Origin of the sequence: Ureibacillus manganicus DSM 26584 (genome assembly GCF_000772945.1) — a bacterium.
GTDB classification, from domain to species: domain Bacteria; phylum Bacillota; class Bacilli; order Bacillales_A; family Planococcaceae; genus Ureibacillus; species Ureibacillus manganicus.
The window spans coordinates 1-23,253 of record NZ_JPVN01000034.1 but is presented as its reverse complement, the minus strand read 5'-3'; the positions used below and the strand labels follow the sequence as shown (position 1 = coordinate 23,253).

Genomic DNA, 23,253 nt, shown 5'->3' with positions numbered 1-23,253 from the left:
CTTTTCTCAATAATGATATTTGTTACGAGTGGCTACAATAAGGAAAATCGCTGGAATTGTAAAGACAATCATCCCTAAGAAGGCTAAACCAGGTTGAATCTCATAAAGAAACCCACCCCAAAAAGTTAGTAAAGCTGCACTTAAACTCATAGCTAATGCTGAATAGACTCCTTGTGCATTGGAAAGTTGCTGCTTTGGCAACACTTTTGTAATATATTGGATAAAGGCAAAATGTGCCATAGCAAAAGAAAGTGAGTGCAATGTTTGTGACAAAATAAACGACCACACACTTGGAAATAGCCAAATCATTATCCATCGCACTGTCGCAGCGATTGCAGCTATTAATAGCAATGTTGATGTTCGATAATGAGAAAATACTTCAGCCTTACTTAAATACAGGATTTCAAAAATCACTGCTATATTTAAAATGAGCCCTATATAAAGTGTTTCCACTCCTAAATCCTGTAGATAGATATAACTATAACTATAATAGGATGCTAAAGACCCTTGCAAAAGAATCACTATGAATAGAATCAGTGGAAATCCTTTTATTTTAAATAAACTGCGCATTGAGTACGAACCTTTTCGATCCGCAGCAGTTGGTTGTTCTAAGAGACTAGCAGGTGCAGGCATTGCTTGCAACAACAACATGATAAAAAGAGATACAATCATACACCATAAAATAGCATTTTCATTAAATACACTAATAATTCCACTAATGATGAACACCGCTACGACAAACCCAATTGATCCATATGAGCGACTTTTCCCATAATGGACATTTCCTTCTTGAACAAGTACTGTTGCCCCACTTTCAATGGCAGGTAGCAATGAAGGGTAAAATAAACTAAATACAAATGTAATAATTAATAAAGACGTATAAGAATTGGCTGGGATATACGTTAATGTAATAATTATAGAACCAATTACTAACAACAATATTAGTTTTTTATTACTTAAAAACTTTGCTGCGAATGGATAGGCAAATAAGGTAGCGACAGCTCTTGCAATTAGGCCAATACCCATTATAAAACCGACTTCGGACACGTGAAGACCCTTTCCTTCCACTAACCAGCCAGGCCAATATTGCATAAATACGCCCCATGTAAAGAAAAAGATAAAGAAATTCTGAGAAAGCCAACGTTGATTATTCATATATGTAAATATCCTCCAAAGAAAAAACGTCCATTAGCTGATTTTAGCATAATGGACGGCAATGTACTAAATACTTCTTCAAACAGTATAGTACTACTGTTGATGGTTTAATAATTTTTTAATATCTTCGATTAATTCCTCGCAAACCTCTTTTGTCGTAAACCAAGAAGTTACAAAACGAATAGCAAATCCCCCATCAACCGGTTCCCAAACTTCAAAATCATACAATTCACTCAAACTTTCCATTACTTCTTTACTGAAGATCGGGAAAATTTGATTCGTTGATGATTCACTGAAGAACGGTACATCTAATGCTTTTAATTCATTAGTTAAAAATCTTGCAAGGTCGTTAATTTGATAACCTAATTGCAAATAAAGATCATCTTGAAACATTCTTTCAAATTGAATCCCTACAACATAACCTTTTGCAAGTAATGCTCCTTTATTTTTTATATGATGCCTAAAATATGGTTTTAAGCGGTCGTTAAACAGAACAATCGCTTCCCCGCTTAACATCCCGATTTTCGTTCCACCAATATATAAACAATCACATAAATCTTTAAACATATTAAAAGTTATATCACTAGCAGCAAGTCCACTAGCAAGTCTTGCCCCATCTATAAATAAATATAAATTATGCTCTTTGCAGTAATCGCTAATCGCTTTTAGTTCCTCATAGCTATAAACCGTTCCTAATTCTGTCGATTGGGAAATGTACACCATCCCAATTTTCACCATATGTTCGTCATAGTGCGCTTTTAAAGCATGTTCAATATGAGCGGGCGTTAATTTTCCATCGATTCCTTCTTCAGTCACAACTTTGTGTCCTGTAGCTTCAACCGCACCAGTTTCATAAACATTAATATGAGCTGTACTACAAGCTAACACTGCTTCAAAGGGACGTAGGATATAAGAAATCACTGTTGCATTTGCTTGAGTCCCACCTGTTACAAAATGAATATCACAATTGTCAGTTTCAAGTTTTTGTTTAATTAATTGTTTTGCATTATCTGAATGCTTGTCTAGACCATAGCCTTTATTTTGTTCATTACTCGCTTGCAGCAATGATTCTAGTAATGCTGGATGAGCTAATTCACTATAATCGTTTCGAAAACTGTATTTCATCATATAACCCCACTTCTTCAGGTATAATGTCCTTTATAAAAACGATAGAACATAAAACATAATATCACGTCGAAATAAATATTTTTATACTTTTTTAAAATGATGTAAAATTCAAAAAATATAGGCAAAAAAATAGCTTAGGGATATCTTGACTCCCTAAGCATTTTGTTCATTTTTTACGAATATCTTGAAATTGTTTGTTCTAGTTTTTGACGAAGATTTGGAAGATCGTACGATGATATTGATAATCGTACATGGCTTTCATCCGCATCAAACGCTTCTGCTAAAAAGCCACCAAAACCTCTTGCACGACGGTCGACTTGCATTAAAATATCTACCTGATTTTCTGACTGTGATAAGAACACTACTTCTAGCTCATCTAAACGTCCACGGAATGGCCCACTAACTGGTACATATTCGAATTCTTGGATAAACGGATATTTACTTTTATAGCGATAAGATGCTTTTTCACATTCAGCTTTACGTAATCTAAAACCAAGATTTTGAACTTCGTTTAATACGCTTGCAGCAATTTTTGAAGGACGTATTTCAATATAGTCTTTATCCTCTGAGTCTGCACCACTGCGAATGTCTAATTCTGTTTTAACCCATACACGTGTACTACCAACTGTTGCTGGCATGTCATATGGCAATTGGAATGAGAATGGAATTGTTTTTCTTTCATTTGCTTTTATAGTGAATGGCTCACTTACACGATAATTCTCAATCGGTGCTTTCGATGTATACTTCGTGTCTTCTATTTCTTTAATGTACGTTGTATACAAAGTTAAATAAATAGCATCAATTTGTTGTTCAACATTACCACCATAAATTTCTACTTCTCCACGAATAATTTCTCCAGCTTCGTAGGATGATTTTGTTAATTTCGTATCAACTTTCGATGAACCGATTCCAATACTAGCTAGCATTTTGTTGAAAAATGACATAGTATACGTTCCTCCAATGGAAATAAAATTGTCTATATTTTTTACGAATCAGAATGCAAAAAGATTCCAAAAAATATTAATTTGAAGGATAAATTTTTTGTACATATTGTATGTCTTGTACAATCAGTTCTTTTAGTACGTTTTCGTCAACATCTGCTAGCTTGTTAATATAAACACATGACTTACCTGTTGTATGTTTTCCAAGACGACTTAATAATTCCTCACGGTTCGGCAAACTTGGTGAAAAATAAAGGCTTATCTTTGCTTTTCGAGGGGAGAACCCAGCTAGAGGTGCATCACCTTCATGCCCGGTTGCGTATTTGTAATGATATGAGCCAAAACCAATAATGCTTGGACCCCACATTTTTGCTTCATAACCAGAAGTTTCTTCAAAAATTTTCAATAAGTTATATGCATCTTCGCGCTTTTTTAAACTATCAACGCTTTCAATAAATTCTATTACACTTTGATCTGTTTCTTTTGTTTTTAGTTCGTATTTTACCAAGGGATTTAACCTCCTAAAAAGCTTATTGGAAAAATTATACCAATGTTAAATATTTAATGGGAAGTAAAAGATACTAAAACGATAATAGTAAGGTGAAGAGTTTTTTATATTGTAAATGTAGAATTGTTCGTTGAGTAGTTGTATTCGAAATGTCTTTCATAACGATGATGAAGACCTTTTCGGAACCAAAACTGGCTTGAAATGTCCTTCATTACGCAGATGAAGACCTTTTCGGAACAGAATCTGGCTCAAAATGTCCTTCATTATGCCGATGAAGACCTTTTCAGAACGAAATCTTGCTCAAAATGTCCTTCATTACGCCAATGAAGACCTTTTCAGAATGAAATCTTGCTAGAAATGTCCTTCATAACGATGATGAAGACCTTTTTGGAGCAGAATCTACCTCAAAATGTCCTTCATTACGCCGATGAAGACCTTTTCAGAACGAAAACTGGCTTGAAATGTCCTTCATTACACCGATGAAGACCTTTTCAGAACGAAAACTGGCTTGAAATGTCCTTCATTACGCCGATGAAGACCTTTTGAGAACGAAATCTTGCTAGAAATGTCCTTCATAACGATGATGAAGACCTTTTTGGAGCAGAATCTGGCTCAAAATGTCCTTCATTACGCCGATGAAGACCTTTTTGGAACGAATTTGTTTTCGAAATGTCCTTCATAAAAGTAATGAAGACCGCACAAATTAAAAAACCCTAACTTTTTATGAACTCTAAAGTTTCATTAATTAGTTAGGGGTTTTCATTACACATATGCCGATGTTTCAAAACTGAAATTTTACTAAAACTTTTGCATTAATAGTAATCAAACCTTGTTCAATAGGCGTTTGAAAGGATTCCTGCGTCATTGACACCGCTCTATACATGATTGGTGGTGTATCTACTGTTTCTTCTACGATCTGTATTGGCTGTGGGTGAATTGGAAGTCTCAAAGTCTCAGCAATCGTTCTTGCCTTTGCTACAGCATTGAATAATGCAATTTGTAATGCTTGATGATAATACATACTTTCATTTTCTAATTTAAATTCTAGGGAGGATACACGATTCGCACCGTTTTTAACGGCTGTATCTATAACCATTCCAACTTGACTAATATTGCTAATCTTAACTGTCAAAGCATTTGTCACTTCATATCCTCTAAACACTTGGTGCCCTTCAACATAATCGTATTGTGGAAAAATCGAAAATGATGATGTTTGAATATCTTCCCTACTAATACCAAGTGATAGTAAAGCTTGAATCACTTGATTCATTTTATTTGCATTTTGTCTTTGTGCTTCGTTCAAATCTTTTGACTCAGTGACAACTTCTATTCTAATTTCCGCATAATTTGGAGCTACATTAACCTCACCAGTACCATTTACAGTGATTTCACGAGACTTATGTTTCATATAAGGATTTACTGAGTGGTCCACAAAAATGGGCCCCTTTCTAAGATCTAATATAATGTATAAAATCAAGCATCTCAGGTTCAGCACCTAATGAGCGTAGTTTTGTGTTAATTTGCCCACGATGATAGTGCCCATGTAAACATACATGTGTTAAAATTTCTCGAATTGTATTTTGATATTCATTACCTTTACTATTTTTATAAATGATGGTCTTCTCTAAATCATCTTTTGTAGCAATTAGGAGATAAGAAATAATGTTTTCTTCATTTTTTTTTACTAATTGCTCACAAAAATCTAAATTTACATCCGCCCAAATAGGAAGTTTAGAGCTGTCAATTCCTTGTAAACGTGCCATCCATACTATTTCAGAAAATAAAATATGGGAAAATAAACGAATGACCTCCTGCTGTTCCTCATCTATATTATGCAAAGAAGCAAGAATTCGTTTATTTGCCCAAATTAAATGTTCATACATTTTTTGAATAGTTTCCAATGATGCACATCCTTAAAATGTTTTTACCTCAACATATGCTTTTTATGTGAATTGATGAACTATCGACATTAAAAAACCCCCTACATCGTAAATTAGGGGGTTGATGTTATATTCATAGATTTTCATTAGGAGACTCTACCTTGGGAATCTCAACTTTTTTCATCTTCCATAAAGTCAAATGGTGAAACTCCATTCATCCCTATTAATGGATGGACTGTATGAGCTGTTTCAGTTGTCAATGCAGGAATAACAGCATCGCCTAAAACTGTTAAAATTTCTTGTTGTTCTCTAACTTCATTGCTAACGTTACCTTTTGGAGATTGCTGTTCAACTTTTATTATCACATCTGGCGGATTAACTTCTTTTAGAACCACTTCTTCCGGTTCCATTGGATTTAACCTAGCTCTTAAACTTGTTAGTCTTTGAAGATCATCGGTTTTGTTTAATCCAGTTGTGAAAACTTCCGGTTCCCCACAAAGAATTAGGAAGTTTTTTGCCCTAGTAATCCCTGTATACAATAAATTTCTGCGCAACATTTTTGAATAGCCACGGACAATTGGCATAATGACCGTTTGGAATTCACTACCTTGGGATTTGTGAATAGAACAGCAATAGGCCAATGTAATCTGGTTAAGATCAGATCGAAGGTATGTGATTTCATTGCCATCAAAGGAAACAACGAGTAAATCCTGTTTCTCAATATTTTCCTTTGCTTTAATAATCGCAATAACTTCACCCATATCTCCATTAAAAACATTACTTTCAGGCTGGTTGACAAGTTGTAGAACTTTATCGCCAATTCGATAGACGACATCTCCAAAAGCCAATTCTTTTCTTGAACCATCTTCATTTGGATTCACTAATTCTTGGATTTTTTTATTTAGTTGATCGATTCCAGCTGGACCTTTATACATTGGTGCAAGAACTTGAATATCTCGAATCGACTGCCCCTTTGAAATGGCACTTTTCACAATTTGCGTGACGACACTCGCTACTTGATCTGCCGATGCTTTAATAAATGAACGATCTACCGTTTTCTCACTAATTTTTGTTTGGTTAGGGATTTCACCTTTTTTAATCTGGTGAGCTAGTTCAATGATTGTCGACCCTTCCGCTTGTCTGTATACATCAGTCAATTCAACCGTAGGAATTTGTTTAGAAGAAAGTAAGTCTTTTAGCACTTGTCCAGGTCCTACCGGCGGAAGCTGGTCTTGGTCACCAACAAATACGACTTGAGCATCTTCATTGATACTTTTCAATAGTTGATGAGCAAGCCAAGTATCGACCATGGACATCTCATCGATAATTATAAGTCTTCCTTCTATTTCTCGTTCCGTTTCTTCCTCTTTTTCTAAACCATTAAAGCCTAGTAAACGATGGATTGTCATTGCGGGTAAGTCAGTGGATTCAGCTAATCTTTTCGCTGCTCGTCCAGTTGGTGCAGCTAATACAATAGGAAATGGTTCTTCTTTTTTTGCATACTCTTTTGGATTTAGAGAAAGACCATTTAGTTCAGCATACACTTCTACTAATCCTCGAATAACTGTCGTTTTTCCCGTACCTGGACCACCAGTTAAAATCATTACCGAAGAGTTCAATGCACACTCAATAGCACTCGCTTGCGTTTCTGCATATGTAACATCAAACCGTTCTTCTACTTCACCAATAGCTTTTCGAATTTCATCTTTTGAAAAACGTTGTTGCTTTTTATTTTGAGAGATTAACTCTAAAATTTTTGAAGCAATCCCAATTTCACTAAAGTACAATGAGGGCAAATATAGTCTTGTTTCCTCTCCACTAATTTTGCTTTCCTCTCGCATTTCTATAACGGCCTTGGAAATGGCTTCGTACGGTATTTCCTCGCGCTGACTTTGTTCTAAGAGAGCTTTAACTTGTGGTAATACATGTTCTGCATCTAGATAGACATGACCTTCTGACAGAGAGGCGTTCGTTAGTACGTGAAGTACTGCCGCCTTAATACGGTCAGGATGATTCCCCGTTATGCCAAGTTTAAAACCTAATTCATCTGCACGACTAAAACCTATTCCTTCAACATCTTCGATTAGTCGGAACGGATTTTCAGTTAGTAGTGATATTGTATCTTCTCGGTAAGTTTGATAGATTTTCATGCCCAATTGAGGACCAAATCCCCATTGATTTAATTGAATTATTATTCTTTCTAATCCTAAATTTTGTTCGAGAGTTTCACGTATAGCGATCTTTTTATCTTCTTTTAAACGCGGTACGATATCGAGCGCATTTGGATCTTCCATAATTTTTTTAATCGCATCGGCGCCAAGTTTTTCTACAATAATTTCAGCAGTTTTACGCCCTACTCCAGGGAATAAATCACTCGATAAATAATGAACGACACCTTGCTCTGTTGCTGGTACTTCTTTTTCGAAAGTTTCCATTTGAAACTGTTGTCCATATTTTGGATGGCTTTTTAATACCCCTGTAAATCGATAAAGATCTTCTTCAGCGAGATTAGGAAAATAACCTACTACCATAATCTCTTTTTCGTCGTATTGTATATTGGTTTCTTGAATCTTTACTCTAATTACAGAATACATATTTGCTGGATTATGAAAAATGGATGCGATCGGTCGTCCAAGTATAAATAATTTATTCACTTCAAATAAGTTAAGGTTATTTACCATTATTACAACCTCCCCTTGCCGTTATTCGTAACTTCGATTTTATCATAGACGAAGCCTCCTGTCTTACTTGTAAAAACTATCTTTCAACTATTTATATATATTGATTTTCGAAAAATAGAGACAATGATATGATTAGTAAATGGTAAATTACATAGAAAGGCTTGTGAATATTTTGGAATTTAGACCATGTATCGATCTCCATGATGGTAAAGTAAAACAAATAGTAGGAAGCACATTAGGTCATTTGGATAAATCTGTAGTAGAAAATTTTATATCAGAATATGATTCAGCTTATTATGCGAAAATGTTTAAAGAAAATAACTTAACCGGCGGGCATGTTATTATGCTTGGTTCGGGTAATGAAGAAGCTGCCTTATTAGCATTGCAAACCTATCCTGGAGGATTACAGGTAGGTGGCGGTATAAACGTTGACAATGCGAAGAAGTATATTGACGCTGGGGCATCACACATTATCGTTACATCTTATATATTCCACGATGGGCAATTAGATTTAGAGAGATTAAATCAGTTAGTCGAGACTATTGGGAAGGAACATATTGTTATTGATCTTAGCTGTCGAAAACGTGATGACAAGTGGTTTGTCGTTACAGATAAATGGACAAAGTTTAGTGATTTTGAAGTAAATAAGGAAAGCATTTCGTATATCGAACAGTTTTGCGATGAGTTATTAATTCATGCAGTGGATGTTGAAGGGAAGCGTAGTGGTATGCAAGAAGAACTGGTACGCGATTTAGCAAGTTGGACCTCAATTCCTACAACATATGCTGGAGGAGTTAGATCTTTAGAGGATTTAAGAAAATTTGAGGAAATTTCTAAAGGCAAACTTCATGTAACAATTGGTAGCGCGTTAAATATATTTGGTGGCGAGTTAATGTATGAGGACGTTGTGGATTATTGTAGGAAATAAAGGACAGAGCAAGGGAATATTTTCTGTCAAAATTGGTGACGGGACAGAAATTTGAGGGTTTCTCATAAAGTGTCACGTAGACTTACGTTTCGTGACAGAAATTAAAAATTGCTGGAAAAGTGTCACATAAACGCCAATTAAAAATTCACAGCACACTCAAAAATGGACCTATCTAATCAATAGGTCCATTTTTCATCAAACTATTTAATTTAAACGCTGGCTGAGCATATCGTAAATATATTTTGCCTGATCAAATTCAGGGGCAATTGTGAAAGCTTGTTTTAAATGATACATAGCAGCATCAGTATCTTCTGTTGATACCGCAAGCAGAACACCAAGATTGTAATGTGCATCTGCATTATTCGAATCCTGTTCGAGAACAAATTCCAATTCGCTTTTTGCTACATCAAACATTTCTAATGTACATAACAAAATAGCATATGAAAGACGGATTTGTATATCATCTGGTGCTAGCTCAGCTGCTCTTTGCATGTATGGCAATGCCAATTTATATTTTTCTTCACGTTCAAAGGATTTTGCTAACATGTAGTAGGCATCCGCACCTTCAATACCAAAATCAATTGATTTTTGATATAATTTTGCCGCTTCGATATAACGCTCTGAATCGTAATAGAGACCCGCTAACCCGTAATAGGCAGTCGCTGTTGTTTCATCAACGGTAATGGCTTTTTGGAAAAAACGTTCTGCCCGCTCAATATCATTCATGGCAGCAAGCAAATTGCCAAAATTCACATAACCAATTGGATTGTTTGGTTCATTATCAATTGCTTCAGTAAATGCTTTCGCTGCCTCTTCATAACGCTTCTCTTGAAACGCTCTTATTCCAATTTCGTTAAAATCCATTTCTATACACCTCAAATAGACGACCGCAAAGCAATATAGCAGCCGTCTAGAATCTAACCAACATAAGTTAATTTTTTGCTATTATTAAATACCTCATCAATCGTTCCGCCACCTAAGCATACTTCACCATCATACAAGACAACCGCTTGACCAGGTGTAATTGCACGAACTGGTTCTTCAAAAGTAATGTGTGCACTGCCATCTTCTAATAACTCCACTTCAACAGGTGTATCTTCTTGTCTATAGCGGAATTTTGCAGTACAGCTAAATTTAGTAGGCATTTCTTTAGCTGAAGTAAAGCCCATTTTTACTGCTTTTAAAGATGTCGAATACAAAGCTTCATGGTGAAAACCTTGTCCAACATATAATACATTACGTACTAAATCTTTCCCTAGTACAAACCATGGATCACCATCTCCACCAATTCCTAAACCATGACGCTGACCAATTGTATAATACATTAATCCATCATGTGTCCCCATTACTTTCCCATCAAATGTTTCCATTTTGCCTGGTTGAGCAGGTAAATATTGGCTCAAAAACTCTTTAAAGTTACGTTCTCCAATAAAACAAATTCCAGTAGAGTCTTTTTTCTTTGCAGTTGCAAGTCCTGCTTCTTCTGCAATTTTACGTACTTCAGGTTTTTCAATGCCACCAATTGGGAACATTACATGTTTTAATTGGTCTTGTGATAATTGATTTAAGAAATACGTTTGGTCTTTATTTCGGTCAAGCCCACGAAGCATAAGAACTTCTCCATCGCGTTCGAGGGCGCGAGCATAGTGACCAGTTGCTAAGTAATCAGCACCTAGTTTTAATGCATGTTCTAAAAAGGCTTTAAATTTAATTTCTTTATTACACATTACATCTGGGTTCGGCGTTCTCCCAGCTTTATATTCTTCAAGGAAGTAAGAAAATACTTTATCCCAATATTGTTTTTCAAAGTTCACCGCATAATATGGAATGCCGATTTGATTACACACTTTAATGACATCATCGTAATCTTCTGTTGCTGTACAAACACCAAATTCATCAGTATCGTCCCAGTTTTTCATAAAGATTCCAATAACATCATAACCTTGCTGCTTTAGTAAATATGCAGCAACTGATGAATCGACTCCACCTGACATTCCAACGACTACCCGGATTTGTGATGGGTCTTTTGTTTCTACCATTTTGTTCACCTTTTCTATTTTTATCAAATGTTCCTTAACGTAATTGTGTCTACTGTTCTCTATTCATTCAGGCAGGTTTGGCGAAAATGAAGTTAGTCTACGAGCCTATTGACAATTTTCGCAGTACGTATTGCAGCTTCTTGAATTTGTTCTTCAGTTAATCCCAAACCGAAACTAAATCGAATGGAATTTCTTAGTTCTTCGGCACCTTTACCGAACATCGCTACAAGGACGTGAGAAGGATCAATTGAACCTGCTGTACATGCGGAACCACTTGAAGCATAAATTTTTGACATATCTAGATTCACTAAAAACGATTCTACTTCTGTTCCTTTAAAACTTATATTCAAAACATGCTGTAATGTATGTTCTTGATTGCCATTTACTTCAAATTGAATGTTTTCTTTGTTTAACTCATCGATAAACAAATCACGAAACTTTTTAAACTTTTCTTTTTTAATTTCAATTTCTTGTTGAGCGATTTCAACAGCCTTTGCAAAGCCAACTGTAGCAGGTACATTTTCAGTTCCCGCGCGTCTTTTTTTCTCCTGTGAACCACCAAAAGACGTTGGACTTAGAGGAATTCCAGTTCTTTGATATAAAAAACCAATTCCTTTAGGACCATTTAACTTATGACTCGAAACACTTAGTAGATCTACGTTTAATTCATCTACATGAAGTCTTTCAATCCCATAAGCTTGGACTGCATCGGTATGAAATGTTGCTTGATAACCTTTTAGAATTTCACCAATTTCAGCTATTGGCTGAACAGTTCCTACTTCATTATTTCCATACATAATTGTTACCAGAATAGTATCTTCCCTTAGTGCATTTTTAAATGTATCAATGGAAATTCGTCCGCTACGATCAACTGGTAGATATGTGATTTCAAAGCCCTCTTGTTCTAATTTTTCACAAGCATGCATAACTGCATGGTGTTCAATTTGTGTCGTAATAATATGTTTACCTTTTTCCCGAAGTGCATATGCTGTTCCGAAAATTGCCATATTATCTGCTTCTGTCCCACCACTTGTGACAATGATTTCATTATCTTTAGCGCCTATCGACTTTGCAAAAATCTGTCTTGCATCATCTAGTGCCTTTCGTGCCAAACGACCAACTGTATGGATACTTGAAGGATTACCGTAAACTTCTGACATTGCCTTTGTCATCACGTTGATAACTTCTGGATGCATCGGTGAAGTTGCTGCATGGTCTAGATAAATATCGTTCATCGTTTGTCAATAACTCCTTTAAAGAAAACTATGTTATATATAGAACATATACCCGTCATACTCAGTATCGTCTTTATGATTAGCTAAATCTTGGAGAGAAGTAGTATCGAGCACATTTTTTACCGCATCTCGTATACGAATCCATAGTTCGCGTTGAGGTGATTCTTCTTCTTCAATCCCTTCAACCGGCTGAATTGGTCCTTCTAGAACTTTAATTACATCAGCTGCAGAAATTTTTTCAGGGGAAAGTGCGAGTAAATATCCTCCATAAGCGCCCCGCACACTTTTTACAAGTCCTGCAATACGTAATGGGGAAACAAGTTGCTCTAAATAAGCTTCAGACAATTCTTTTTCCTCTGCTATTTGTCTTAAGGGAACTGGACCTTCTCCATAATGTTTAGCAAGTTCAATCATAATTGTTAATCCGTATCTACCTTTTGTAGAAATTTTCATTATATGCACCTCTATTTTACTTGTCCATCTTTTTGCTCAATTATACCATAACACCACTAATTCCACTTGGAAAAGGTCTATTTTAAAGAAATGTGATACATTTAAATTGAGAGAATTTACGTATGGAGGATGAAATCAATGCAAAATGAACCGTTAGCATTTCGAATGCGTCCTCGCAATTTAAATGAGGTAGTTGGCCAACAACACATAATCGGAGAAACTACAGCTTTATATAAAATGATTGAGAATGGTCATGTACCATCGATGCTTTTATATGGAGAGCCTGGGATTGGAAAAACATCAATTGCCTTTGCTATTGCGGGGAGTTCAAAACTACCATTCTACTCTTTAAACGCTACTCATGCTGGAAAAAAAGATGTAGAACAAATTGTAGGTGAAGCTAGACTTGCTGGTAAAGTCATTTTATTTCTTGATGAAATTCATCGATTTAATAAATTGCAACAGGATACTCTACTCCCCCACGTTGAGAATGGCTCAATTATCTTAATAGGTGCAACTACTGAAAATCCATTTCATGATGTAAATCCTGCAATTCGCTCCCGCTGTGGAGAAATTTTGCAACTAAAACGGCTAACCTTAGATGATCTAGTGAAATTATTAGCGAATGCATTAAAGAATGAAGATCGAGGTCTTGGTAAACATCCAATTGAAATCTCAGAAGAACAGCTAAAAAAAATTGCACTTAGTGCCAATGGTGATGCTAGAAAAGCTCTAACATTACTAGAATCTATTTATTTTGCATCCGATGAAGTTGATGGAGTAACAATTGTAAAAGACCATATAATTGAACATCTTGCACAAAGAATAGGTGTCTATGGAGATAAAGCAGGTACTCATTTTTATAATTTGTTGTCTGCTCTTCAAAAATCAGTTCGCGGTAGTGATACAAATGCTGCACTCTATTACCTAGCACATTTGCTTGAAACTGGAGATTTAATCGCAGTTTGTAGAAGGCTACTAGTAATGGCATATGAAGATATTGGTCTAGCTAATCCAGAAGTTGGTGCACACGTTTTTGCTGCTACTGAATCCGCTAAAAGACTCGGATTACCAGAAGCTAGAATCCCATTAGCAACTGCAGTCGTTGAAATGTGCCTATCCGAAAAGTCAAATTCAGCTTATTCTGCACTTGATGCGGCTATTAAAGCAATCAATGAAGGTAAAACAGGTGATATTCCCCTCCATTTGCGTGATGGCCACTACGCAGGTGCAAAAGCATTAGGTCATGTTGGATACAAATATCCCCACGATACACCGATTGGTACTTTTGGTGGGTGGGTCGATCAGCAATATTTACCTGATAATCTGATTGGACAAGAATTTTACAAACCAGTTATTTCAGGTGAAGAAAAAAAATTAGCTGCGATATACGACAGACTGAAGTCATTTAAAAAAGATATATAATAGAAAAGCTCACATGTCTTTTAGTCAGAGACATGCGAGCTTTTTAATTAATGTGTTACTTTAGAAAATTTAATGAAATAATTATATAAGATCGAAAGACTTCCGGTCATAGATGTATTTTTTTCAAGAATTGATTTCTTAAATTTCCCTCTTTCACCTTCGAAGAGTTGAATTCCTTCATAACTTTCACAGATCTCATCTAACAACTCATGTTCATCATTTAAGTTTTCATGAGGTAAGCAATTTGCAGCTACCTCAAATCCTTCAATGAAATTATCTACATCTTCATCTGTTTTTAAGTCCGACAGATTTCTTTCTGCAAGTGTTTTAAAGTATACTAATCTTCCCACAACGTCCAAATATAATGACCAGTAGACATTGGCATTAGGAATACCATTTTCATCGACGTACTTAACAAAAAATTGAAGTGTTTGTTGGAACAAATTATTTAATCCCTTAAAAGCCTTTCCCCAATTTTGAGAAGTATCGATGTAGTCAAAAATAATTTCGTCTACTTTTTCTTGAAGCTGAGCCACATTTAATAGATCATTTTTTATTTCCAGTTGTGTGAACATATTTTCTCCCCCCTATATTCAACAATAACAATAATATAACAATAAATTCCCATTCATTTTTTGGAAAATAAAAAATAACGTAAAAACAGCCATATAAATGGAGGATTTAATCATTTTTGACAAAATTCCGAACATTGTTGTTTTGCATTATTCATTATTAATGTTTTATTTGTATAATTTTAGTAATTGTAGTTTTCATTAAAACGTGACAAATTTGTGAAAATATTGTATAAATTAAGAAAATAGTAGAATGATAAGTACTCGTATTTGGGGGAATAATATGAATATTAACATTATAAAGCAGAAGGATTTATTCGAGAAAAATACTATCATTATGTTAATTTATGGTTTAGCTGCAGGATTAGGGGGAACAGCACAATTTATCATTGGAAGACCAATTGGAATTGCGCTTTCACTATTTATTCCACTACTTTTAACTCTAATCTTTTTTTTGATTCAAAGAAGAATGCAAATTTTGCAACGCTTATTCCCTTATCTAGTATTAATATCAATGATTATTACTATTTACTTTACGATAACTTCTTATAAAGTAACGTTAGCAACAATCGTTATGAGCTTTTTTGCGTTAATTATTGGAAGTATTCATAACCAATTTTCAATCTTCATTTTTGCATATATTTGTTCTCTAATTGACCTTATACTAAACTTTACTCTAGATACTGGGGGCTTTGCTGTAGACCCAGCAAATGTATTTGTTGTCCATGCTTTAATGGCTTTAGGGATTATCTTGCAAGTTCGTCAAAATAAAAAGCTACAAAAAAGTACTGAAAACTTAATGATTGAAGAAAATTTAAAGGCCAAAAAGGAAGAACAATTACATTTGCATTTAAATAATGCCGTTCAAAGTATCACATCTAAATTAGAAATAATAACAGATAGTATGAACAGCGCTACAACTGCTCAAAGTGAAATGCTTTCTTCTGTTCAAGAAGTAAGTGCTGGTTCACAAAGACAATCTGAACATGTTGTAGAAATAGTAAAAAATGCTGAGTTAACATCATCAGAAATAAGTGCAATGATTCAACAGTTACACGATATTTTAAATGATGCAGGAAATGTTAGTAATAATGCAGTTGCTGGTGCTAAAACGATGAATGACTTAAAAAATGAAATAGATTCATTTACTCAGTTTTTTGAAGAATTGAACAAAACATTTACAATTCTATCAAGCAAAATTCAAGAAACAAATCAATTTGCACAAGATATTAAAAAAGTAACAGACCAAACGAATTTACTTGCATTAAATGCTTCCATTGAAGCTGCACGCGCTGGAGAATATGGAAAAGGTTTTGCTGTGGTTGCTGATGAAATTAGAAAATTAGCAGGGAATACTGATGCAATGCTACTCAAAATTAATGAAAATCTAAAACAAGTAAACACCTACAATACTGACGCTCAATCTAAATTAAAAATAGGCCTTGAGCACATTACCATTCAAACCGCTACAGCTGAATTATCAAATAAAACGTTCCAACAATTATTTGAGTTAATGAACGTGTTAAAAAACAAATTGCAACAATTCACTAATGGAGCAAATTCCATTGAAGACAATAGTATTTCTATTCAACAAAGTACATCTGAATTTGCAGCGATTATTGAGGAAAGTACGACAACTATTGATCAACTGAGTAGAATTCTATCAAAAGTAACTGATGAACAAATTAAAATTAAACAACATATCGATGAAACTTATCAAGACGCTGTGAGTATAGGGAAATAACTAAGAGGTTGACTCTAAAGGAAATAGTGAACGAAATTCAATTCACTATTTCCTTTAGAGTCAACCTCTTTTTTAATCGTTTACTCGTTTAATTTTAATATCTTTAACAATATCGTTAATTACCCAGCTTGCTGCAATCAGCCCGACTACGGATGGGCAAAATGCGTTTGAAGATGGTGGCATTTTTGCTTTACGAATTTGTGCATTGGGATTCCCAACTTCCCCCACTACTTCTGGACGAACAACAACAGGTGATTCATCAGAGAATACAACCATTACACCTTTTTTAATTCCTTCTTTTTTAAGCTTATGACGAATAACTTTTGCTAAAGGATCAGTGTGTGTTTTAGAGATATCTGCAATTTTGAATCTTGTTGGATCCATCTTATTTGCTGCACCCATACTAGAAATGATTGGGATATTTCGTTTAATACATTCTTTAGCTAAGTGGACTTTATAAATTACAGTATCTGAAGCATCAATAACGTAATCAATATTTAATTCGAAAAACTTTTCGTATGTTTCTTCTGTATAGAACATGTGCATATCAATTACTTCACACTCAGGATTAATATCTGCAATTCTCTCTTTCATAACCGCTGACTTTGATTTTCCAACAGTCGATAGATAGGCAACAAGTTGGCGATTCACATTAGTTATATCTACATTGTCTTTGTCTACTAAAATAATTCGTCCTACACCACTACGAGCACAAGCTTCAGCTGCAAAAGAACCTACGCCCCCTACCCCTAGTATTGCTACGGTTTTACCTTTAATTTTTTCTAGTCCTTCTTTACCAATTGCTAATTCATTACGTGAAAACTGGTGTAACATGTAATATGCCTCTCAATCTATATTAGTCTAGTCGGAATTATATCATAATTTATGTATAGTGGCGAGTTTAGTTTGTAATATTAACATCTTAATCCTAACAATAAATCGAACTTTTATTATAATACACTAAAACTTGGGGACAAAAAAAATCTCCCACATTATCGGGGAGAAAAAAGCAAGGAGTTTAGGAATGAACAAATCCCAAATTGCCGCATTCCTGCAAAGGTCTTTTGAACCCGGTGCTTACCAAAGGGGGTGCCCTCATCTACTCATTAAACGTCCCGGCTTAAATGCGGGCTTGTTTGCCTAGTAGAAATTTAAGCTCCCGACATCGTATTGTTCGGTCAAAATTGATATTTTGTATCCGCAAACAATTTAGGATTCGTGTTAAAATTATAGTATCATAAATAGTCTGAATTTTCAAACGATATTATTAAAAATAATAATTTTTTTTGCTTTTCATTACTTTATCGACAAATAAGTCATCTTTTAAATATTTTGGAATTCAAAAAACCAGGGGAACTCCCCCTGGTTTCTTATGATTTAAGATCTACTTTTAAATGTAATTCTTTTAGTTGAGCTGGTGCCACCTCACTTGGTGCATTAGTTAATAAATCACTTGCTGTTGCTGTTTTTGGGAATGCAATCGTATCACGTAAGTTAGTACGACCCGCTAGTAGCATAACAAAACGATCCAGACCAAATGCTAAACCTCCATGTGGAGGAACTCCATACTCAAATGCTTCAAGTAGGAAACCAAACTGTTCTCTTGCTTCTTCTTGTGAAAAACCTAGTACTTTGAACATTTTCTCTTGTAAATCACGTTCAAAGATACGCAATGATCCTCCACCAAGCTCATAACCATTTAATACGATATCGTATGCTTGTGCACGTACTGACGCTGGATCTGTATCCATTTTTTCAATGTCTTCTGTAAACGGACGAGTAAATGGATGGTGAGCTGCCGAATAGCGACCCGCTTCTTCATCGTATTCAAGTAATGGCCAATCTGTTATCCATAGGAATGCAAATTGAGATTCGTCGATTAAACCTAATTCTTTTCCTAATTTTAAACGTAATGCCCCAAGCGCTGCAGCAACGACCGAAGATTTATCTGCTACAAATAGTAATAAGTCTCCTGGTTCAGCGTTTAATGCATTTTTCATAGTTTCGACAATTTCACCTTCAAAGAACTTAGCAATTGGACCTGTAAATCCTTCTTCTGTAACTTTGATCCAAGCTAAACCTTTTGCTCCATAAATTGCAGCGAATTCAGTTAAAGCGTCGATGTCTTTACGAGTATATTTGTCGTTTGCACCTTTTACATTAATTGCTTTTACTTCCCCACCGTTTTCCACAGTTTGTGCAAATACTTTAAATGAAGAATCCTTTACGATTTCTGACAGTTGAGTTAATTCTAATCCAAAGCGTACATCTGGCTTATCGGAACCAAAACGGTCCATCGCTTCCGTATAAGTCATGCGTTGTAATGGTAATTGTAACTCTACGTTCATTACTTCTTTCATAACTGTTTGTAATAAGCGTTCATTCATAGCGATAATTTCATCCATCGATAAGAATGAAGTTTCAATATCCACTTGAGTAAATTCTGGTTGACGGTCTGCACGTAAATCTTCGTCACGGAAGCAGCGTGCAATTTGGAAGTACTTTTCAAAGCCAGATACCATTAACAATTGTTTAAATAATTGTGGTGATTGTGGTAATGCATAGAATTCACCTTCATGTACACGAGATGGTACTAGATAGTCACGTGCCCCTTCTGGTGTAGATTTCGTTAAAATAGGTGTCTCAACTTCTAAGAAACCTTCATTTTGTAAGAAATTACGAATTGAGCGTGTAATATCAGAACGTAATTTGAATGTGTTGTACATAACTGGGCGTCGTAAATCTATATAGCGGTATTTCAAACGCGTTTCTTCACCGATCTCTACTTTATCTTCAATAGGGAATGGAGGTGTCTTCGCTTCATTAATAATTGAAATATTTGTTGCGACAATTTCAATTTTACCTGTTTTAATATTTGGGTTTATTTGACTTTCATCACGTAAAACCACTTCTCCCACGATTTCAACAACATACTCACTACGAATTGTTTCTGCAACTGCTAATGCTTCGGGTGCAGTATCACCAAATACAACTTGAACAATTCCAGTACGGTCACGTACATCAACAAAGATAAGTCCACCTAAATCGCGACGACGTTGTACCCATCCTTTTAAAGTTGCTTGCTCGCCTACATGTTGTTCACTAACTTCACCACAAGCGTGTGTTCTTTGTGCCATAAAATTACCTCCATTGTGCTTACAAAAAATATTATTTATGTTCTAATAAGTAATTTACTAACTCAACAAATTGAATTTTTTCTTGGTTCCCAGATTCCATTTGCTTAATATTTACTGCTGCTTCTTCTAGTTCTGAATCACCTATTACAATGACGTATTTTGCTCCAAGACGGTCAGCAGATTTCATTTGGGCCTTCATTTTACGATCTACATAATCCATATCTGCAGAAATACCTTTAGCTCTAAATGAACTTAATAATTCTACTGATTTCTTTTTTGCTTCATCGCCAATAGCAACAACATAGATATCCAGTGAATCATTTACTTCTAGCTCGATACCCTCTGCTTCTAATGCTAGTAGAAGTCTTTCAATTGAAAGAGCAAACCCAATACCTGGTACTTCTGGTCCACCAATATCTTGAACTAATCCGTTATAACGGCCGCCACCACATAGTGTAGTTATTGCTCCGAAACCACTAGCAGTGCTCATAATTTCAAAGGCTGTATGATTGTAATAATCAAGGCCACGTACTAAGTTTGGATCGACCACATATTCAATTCCAAGAACATCTAAATATTCTTTCACTTTTTCAAAATACTTAGACGATTCTTCAGTTAAATAATCAGTTAATTTTGGCGCAGATTCCATTAATGGATGTGCGTGGTCAACTTTACAATCCAATATACGTAAAGGATTTTTTTCTAAGCGATTCTGACAATCTGAACAAAACTCGCCAATCGATGGCTGGAAGTGATTAATTAATGCTGTTCGGTGAGCATCACGTGTTTCTTTGTCACCGAGTGAATTTATGTGTAATTGTAAGTTTTTTAAACCAACTGAATGATAGACATCCATTGCAAGGGAAATGACTTCCGCATCAATTGCTGGATCGGCTGAGCCAATTACTTCAACACCATATTGGACAAATTGACGATATCGGCCCGCTTGTTGACGTTCATAACGGAACATTGGACCAATATAAGATAATTTTACAGGCTGATCTGGTGCACCAAACATTTTATGTTCCACATAAGCGCGTACAGCAGATGCAGTTCCTTCAGGTCTTAGTGTTAACGAACGACCTCCACGATCTTCAAATGTATACATTTCCTTTTGTACGATGTCGGTTGTATCTCCAACCCCACGTTGGAATAGTTCTGTTTGTTCAAACATTGGTGTTCGAATTTCTTTATAACGATAGACACGAGATAAATCTCGTAAAATAGATTCAACTTTTTGCCACTTTGGTGTTTGCTCAGGCAAAATATCCTGTGTTCCACGAGGTACTTTAAATGACATATGAATTACTCCTTTCATTCTCTTTTTGATAAGACTTTTTTGTGCAAAATAAAAAGCCTCCGTCCTTTGCAAAAATTTGCAAGGGACGAAAGCTAGTAACTTCCGCGGTTCCACCCTAGTTGATGTACTAAATAGTACATCCTCTCATAATCGGATAACGGCCGATTCCGTTCCCCCCTACTAAGTTTTAAACATTTCGAAGGAAAGCCTCTCAAGTGTTGTTCACATTTACTTACTGCAGGAAAGATTTCAGCCTAAGTCTCTCCCTCTCTTATCAGCATAGGTAATTGCTACTTTCTCGGTCATTGGCAAATTACTTATCTTTACATTAATGAATATCATACTTGTTATGAAACATCGTTGTCAACTATTTTTATTTTACATTACAAAATATCAATACTACATAAATTATGCTCTATAAGGAAATAAGTATAGATTTTTTCAATTATTTCCTTATACAATAGAATAGTATAATATCCGACATAATCCCACTGATTAGTTCGTTGTAAAGAAAGACGAGGTGGATCTTGTTTGAAAAGAATTTTTAGTATCGTAGTTGTTGCTTTATTTCTAGTTATCCTATTCATATCTACACAAAATTCCACTAAGACAACTACTAGTTCCGTTACTGATGAAAACTTAATCGTTTTAAATAAGGATTTAAATTTTCGTGAAGGGCCAGGATTATCCTACCCTATTACATCACTGGGAAAAGAAGGACAAGCTTTTTCGATATTAGATGAAGCTGGGGAATGGTTCTTTGTTACAGATGGGAAAGATTTTGAAGGCTGGATTCCTTCATGGCAAACTACTAACAATGGGAAAATGCAATCTACAAAAATTACAATAGCTCGGTCTACTATTGATGGTTTAAACGTGCGTGCTGAACCAAGCATTTCTTCAGCAGTGTTAAAACAATTATCTATTAAAGACGAGGTAGTTGTAATTAAAGAGGACGAAGACTGGGTGAAAGTTGAAGATTCTATAGGAACTTCAGGTTGGATTTCTAAAAACTTTGTTAGTTTTGATGAAAAACAAAGTGAAGAATTAATAAATACCCAGAAACCATCAGAAACTGATAGCTCCAAGAACCAATTTATCATTAGCGTTGAGTCTGTTTATGTTAGAGAGGAACCGAATCTTTCATCAACCATTATTGGAAAGGTCAAGAAAGATGACCATTTTGACATCATTGAACAAAATAATAATTGGGTTAAAATACAGTTAGCTGAAGGTGAATTTGGTTGGATTTATCGTTTTTATGGGGCAATGGATTCTTCAAATTCTTTAACTAATGACTTAGAAGTGACTATTATTTATGGTGGTACAAATTTAAGAGAATCCCCTTCAACTTCATCACCAGTTGTAAAACGGGCAATGATCGGTGAATCATATGATATTCTTTCTGCTGATGGAGATTGGTATAAAATCGCAATTAATGGAAATGAGTCTGCCTATGTTGCGCAATGGGTCGTTTCATCGAACATGAAACAAAGTACTTCAGAGGATAAGCCCGTCATTAAACGGAAGAAAGGAACATTAAATGGTTTAACGATTGTTTTGGACCCAGGACATGGTGGAAATGACCAAGGAACTGCTGGATATAGAGGTACTATCGAAAAAGATATTACTCTAATTACAGCTCAGCTATTACAAACTAAATTACAAGGTGCTGGCGCAACCGTTTACTTGACGCGTGAATCAGATATGTATATCGACCTAAGGAAGCGGGTGTCCATAGCACATAGTTATTCTGCAGATGCGTTTATTAGTATCCATTATGACGCAACGGAAGATAAAGAAATTTCCGGTTTTACTACTTACTATTATCACGATTTTCAACAAAAATTGGCTCAATCTGTCAATAATGGTATCGCCAATAAAGTACCCCTTAGAGATCGTGGCGCACAAAATGGTGATTATTTAGTATTACGTGAAAACTATCAAAATGCAATATTAATAGAATTAGGGTATTTAAGTAATCCAGCTGAAGAAAGGGTCATTACAACTGATTACTATAGAGAACAAGCAACACTTGGAATCTATGAAGGAATTATTAATTACTTTGATGCAAAGTTACAATCGAGTAGAGGGAAAATAAGTTAACTTATTTTCGCCCCTCTCACA

General features: G+C 35.2%; 19 protein-coding genes, 1 other RNA gene and 1 other annotated feature. Of the genes, 4 read left to right on the top strand and 16 right to left on the bottom strand.

Annotated elements, in window-relative coordinates; genetic code table 11:
• Nucleotides 1-6: 6 nt before the first annotated feature.
• From CD29_RS17700 to recD2, 7 genes are all read right to left on the bottom strand, one after another.
• Nucleotides 7-1,155: an MFS transporter gene (locus CD29_RS17700; protein WP_036189896.1), complete on the bottom strand. Its 1,149-nt coding sequence runs from the start codon at nucleotides 1,153-1,155 to the stop codon at nucleotides 7-9.
• 93 nt (nucleotides 1,156-1,248) lie between these two features.
• Nucleotides 1,249-2,280, bottom strand: a complete 1,032-nt coding sequence (locus tag CD29_RS17695; RefSeq protein ID WP_036189894.1) for a threonine aldolase family protein — start codon at nucleotides 2,278-2,280, stop codon at nucleotides 1,249-1,251.
• Nucleotides 2,281-2,456: 176 nt separating this feature from the next.
• The gene (locus CD29_RS17690; protein WP_036189892.1) at nucleotides 2,457-3,227 is read right to left on the bottom strand and encodes a sporulation protein; all 771 of its coding nucleotides are present in this window, start codon (nucleotides 3,225-3,227) and stop codon (nucleotides 2,457-2,459) included.
• A 76-nt stretch (nucleotides 3,228-3,303) separates the two neighbouring features.
• Nucleotides 3,304-3,732, bottom strand: a complete 429-nt coding sequence (locus tag CD29_RS17685; protein ID WP_036189890.1) for a DUF1801 domain-containing protein — start codon at nucleotides 3,730-3,732, stop codon at nucleotides 3,304-3,306.
• Between the two features lie 781 nt (nucleotides 3,733-4,513).
• A complete protein-coding gene (locus CD29_RS17680; RefSeq protein WP_235801864.1) occupies nucleotides 4,514-5,164 on the bottom strand; it encodes an SIMPL domain-containing protein in 651 nt (216 codons plus the stop codon).
• Nucleotides 5,165-5,180: 16 nt separating this feature from the next.
• On the bottom strand, nucleotides 5,181-5,633 hold the full coding sequence (locus CD29_RS17675; protein WP_036189888.1) for a DinB family protein: 453 nt from the start codon (nucleotides 5,631-5,633) through the stop codon (nucleotides 5,181-5,183).
• Between the two features lie 149 nt (nucleotides 5,634-5,782).
• Complete coding sequence (gene recD2, locus CD29_RS17670) at nucleotides 5,783-8,293, bottom strand: SF1B family DNA helicase RecD2 (RefSeq protein ID WP_036189886.1); 2,511 nt, start codon at nucleotides 8,291-8,293, stop codon at nucleotides 5,783-5,785.
• Nucleotides 8,294-8,465: 172 nt separating this feature from the next.
• Here recD2 and hisA point away from each other — a divergent pair, with 172 nt between their 5' ends.
• Nucleotides 8,466-9,221, top strand: a complete 756-nt coding sequence (gene hisA, locus CD29_RS17665) for a phosphoribosylformimino-5-aminoimidazole carboxamide ribotide isomerase (protein WP_036189902.1) — start codon at nucleotides 8,466-8,468, stop codon at nucleotides 9,219-9,221.
• Between the two features lie 204 nt (nucleotides 9,222-9,425).
• On the opposite strand, the gene CD29_RS17660 is transcribed toward hisA, so the two are convergent.
• The 4 genes from CD29_RS17660 to cymR all read right to left on the bottom strand — a co-directional run bounded on the left by CD29_RS17660 (nucleotide 9,426) and on the right by cymR (nucleotide 12,948).
• Nucleotides 9,426-10,085, bottom strand: coding sequence for a tetratricopeptide repeat protein (locus tag CD29_RS17660; protein WP_036189884.1), 660 nt, complete (start codon nucleotides 10,083-10,085; stop codon nucleotides 9,426-9,428).
• Nucleotides 10,086-10,138: 53 nt separating this feature from the next.
• Nucleotides 10,139-11,260: a tRNA 2-thiouridine(34) synthase MnmA gene (mnmA, locus tag CD29_RS17655; protein ID WP_036189882.1), complete on the bottom strand. Its 1,122-nt coding sequence runs from the start codon at nucleotides 11,258-11,260 to the stop codon at nucleotides 10,139-10,141.
• 92 nt (nucleotides 11,261-11,352) lie between these two features.
• The gene (locus CD29_RS17650; RefSeq protein ID WP_036189880.1) at nucleotides 11,353-12,495 is read right to left on the bottom strand and encodes a cysteine desulfurase family protein; all 1,143 of its coding nucleotides are present in this window, start codon (nucleotides 12,493-12,495) and stop codon (nucleotides 11,353-11,355) included.
• A gap of 33 nt (nucleotides 12,496-12,528) precedes the next feature.
• Complete coding sequence (gene cymR / locus CD29_RS17645; RefSeq protein ID WP_036189878.1) at nucleotides 12,529-12,948, bottom strand: cysteine metabolism transcriptional regulator CymR; 420 nt, start codon at nucleotides 12,946-12,948, stop codon at nucleotides 12,529-12,531.
• 138 nt (nucleotides 12,949-13,086) lie between these two features.
• On the opposite strand from cymR, the gene CD29_RS17640 reads away from it, so the two are divergent.
• Nucleotides 13,087-14,373, top strand: a complete 1,287-nt coding sequence (locus CD29_RS17640) for a replication-associated recombination protein A (RefSeq protein ID WP_036189876.1) — start codon at nucleotides 13,087-13,089, stop codon at nucleotides 14,371-14,373.
• A gap of 47 nt (nucleotides 14,374-14,420) precedes the next feature.
• On the opposite strand, the gene CD29_RS17635 is transcribed toward CD29_RS17640, so the two are convergent.
• Complete coding sequence (locus tag CD29_RS17635; protein ID WP_036189874.1) at nucleotides 14,421-14,948, bottom strand: hypothetical protein; 528 nt, start codon at nucleotides 14,946-14,948, stop codon at nucleotides 14,421-14,423.
• 280 nt (nucleotides 14,949-15,228) lie between these two features.
• Between CD29_RS17635 and CD29_RS17630 the strand changes: the two genes are divergently transcribed.
• Complete coding sequence (locus CD29_RS17630) at nucleotides 15,229-16,689, top strand: methyl-accepting chemotaxis protein (protein ID WP_036189872.1); 1,461 nt, start codon at nucleotides 15,229-15,231, stop codon at nucleotides 16,687-16,689.
• Nucleotides 16,690-16,761: 72 nt separating this feature from the next.
• Here the strand turns inward: CD29_RS17630 and CD29_RS17625 are convergent, their stop codons facing one another.
• From CD29_RS17625 to hisS, 4 genes are all read right to left on the bottom strand, one after another.
• Complete coding sequence (locus CD29_RS17625; protein WP_036189870.1) at nucleotides 16,762-17,523, bottom strand: tRNA threonylcarbamoyladenosine dehydratase; 762 nt, start codon at nucleotides 17,521-17,523, stop codon at nucleotides 16,762-16,764.
• Between the two features lie 194 nt (nucleotides 17,524-17,717).
• Nucleotides 17,718-17,908: non-coding RNA, 6S RNA (gene ssrS, locus CD29_RS20075), on the bottom strand.
• Nucleotides 17,909-18,059: 151 nt separating this feature from the next.
• Complete coding sequence (aspS, locus tag CD29_RS17620; protein WP_036189868.1) at nucleotides 18,060-19,826, bottom strand: aspartate--tRNA ligase; 1,767 nt, start codon at nucleotides 19,824-19,826, stop codon at nucleotides 18,060-18,062.
• A gap of 31 nt (nucleotides 19,827-19,857) precedes the next feature.
• Nucleotides 19,858-21,126, bottom strand: coding sequence for a histidine--tRNA ligase (gene hisS, locus CD29_RS17615; protein WP_036189866.1), 1,269 nt, complete (start codon nucleotides 21,124-21,126; stop codon nucleotides 19,858-19,860).
• Between the two features lie 78 nt (nucleotides 21,127-21,204).
• Nucleotides 21,205-21,441: a binding site (T-box leader), on the bottom strand.
• A 216-nt stretch (nucleotides 21,442-21,657) separates the two neighbouring features.
• On the opposite strand from hisS, the gene CD29_RS17610 reads away from it, so the two are divergent.
• Nucleotides 21,658-23,232 carry an N-acetylmuramoyl-L-alanine amidase gene (locus CD29_RS17610; RefSeq protein ID WP_036189864.1) on the top strand — a complete coding sequence of 525 codons (1,575 nt, stop codon included), beginning with the start codon at nucleotides 21,658-21,660 and terminating at the stop codon, nucleotides 23,230-23,232.
• The last annotated feature ends 21 nt before the right edge of the window (nucleotides 23,233-23,253 follow it).

Coding starts and splice junctions, on each gene's coding strand:
- mnmA (WP_036189882.1), bottom strand. CDS start 11,260: ATGGTAGAAACAAAAGACCCATCACAAATCCGGGTAGTCGTTGGAATG.
- CD29_RS17700 (WP_036189896.1), bottom strand. CDS start 1,155: ATGAATAATCAACGTTGGCTTTCTCAGAATTTCTTTATCTTTTTCTTT.
- CD29_RS17630 (WP_036189872.1), top strand. CDS start 15,229: ATGAATATTAACATTATAAAGCAGAAGGATTTATTCGAGAAAAATACT.
- hisS (WP_036189866.1), bottom strand. CDS start 21,126: ATGTCATTTAAAGTACCTCGTGGAACACAGGATATTTTGCCTGAGCAA.
- aspS (WP_036189868.1), bottom strand. CDS start 19,826: ATGGCACAAAGAACACACGCTTGTGGTGAAGTTAGTGAACAACATGTA.
- CD29_RS17650 (WP_036189880.1), bottom strand. CDS start 12,495: ATGAACGATATTTATCTAGACCATGCAGCAACTTCACCGATGCATCCA.
- CD29_RS17660 (WP_036189884.1), bottom strand. CDS start 10,085: ATGGATTTTAACGAAATTGGAATAAGAGCGTTTCAAGAGAAGCGTTAT.
- cymR (WP_036189878.1), bottom strand. CDS start 12,948: ATGAAAATTTCTACAAAAGGTAGATACGGATTAACAATTATGATTGAA.
- recD2 (WP_036189886.1), bottom strand. CDS start 8,293: ATGGTAAATAACCTTAACTTATTTGAAGTGAATAAATTATTTATACTT.
- CD29_RS17625 (WP_036189870.1), bottom strand. CDS start 17,523: ATGTTACACCAGTTTTCACGTAATGAATTAGCAATTGGTAAAGAAGGA.
- CD29_RS17635 (WP_036189874.1), bottom strand. CDS start 14,948: ATGTTCACACAACTGGAAATAAAAAATGATCTATTAAATGTGGCTCAG.
- CD29_RS17690 (WP_036189892.1), bottom strand. CDS start 3,227: ATGTCATTTTTCAACAAAATGCTAGCTAGTATTGGAATCGGTTCATCG.
- CD29_RS17640 (WP_036189876.1), top strand. CDS start 13,087: ATGCAAAATGAACCGTTAGCATTTCGAATGCGTCCTCGCAATTTAAAT.
- CD29_RS17695 (WP_036189894.1), bottom strand. CDS start 2,280: ATGAAATACAGTTTTCGAAACGATTATAGTGAATTAGCTCATCCAGCA.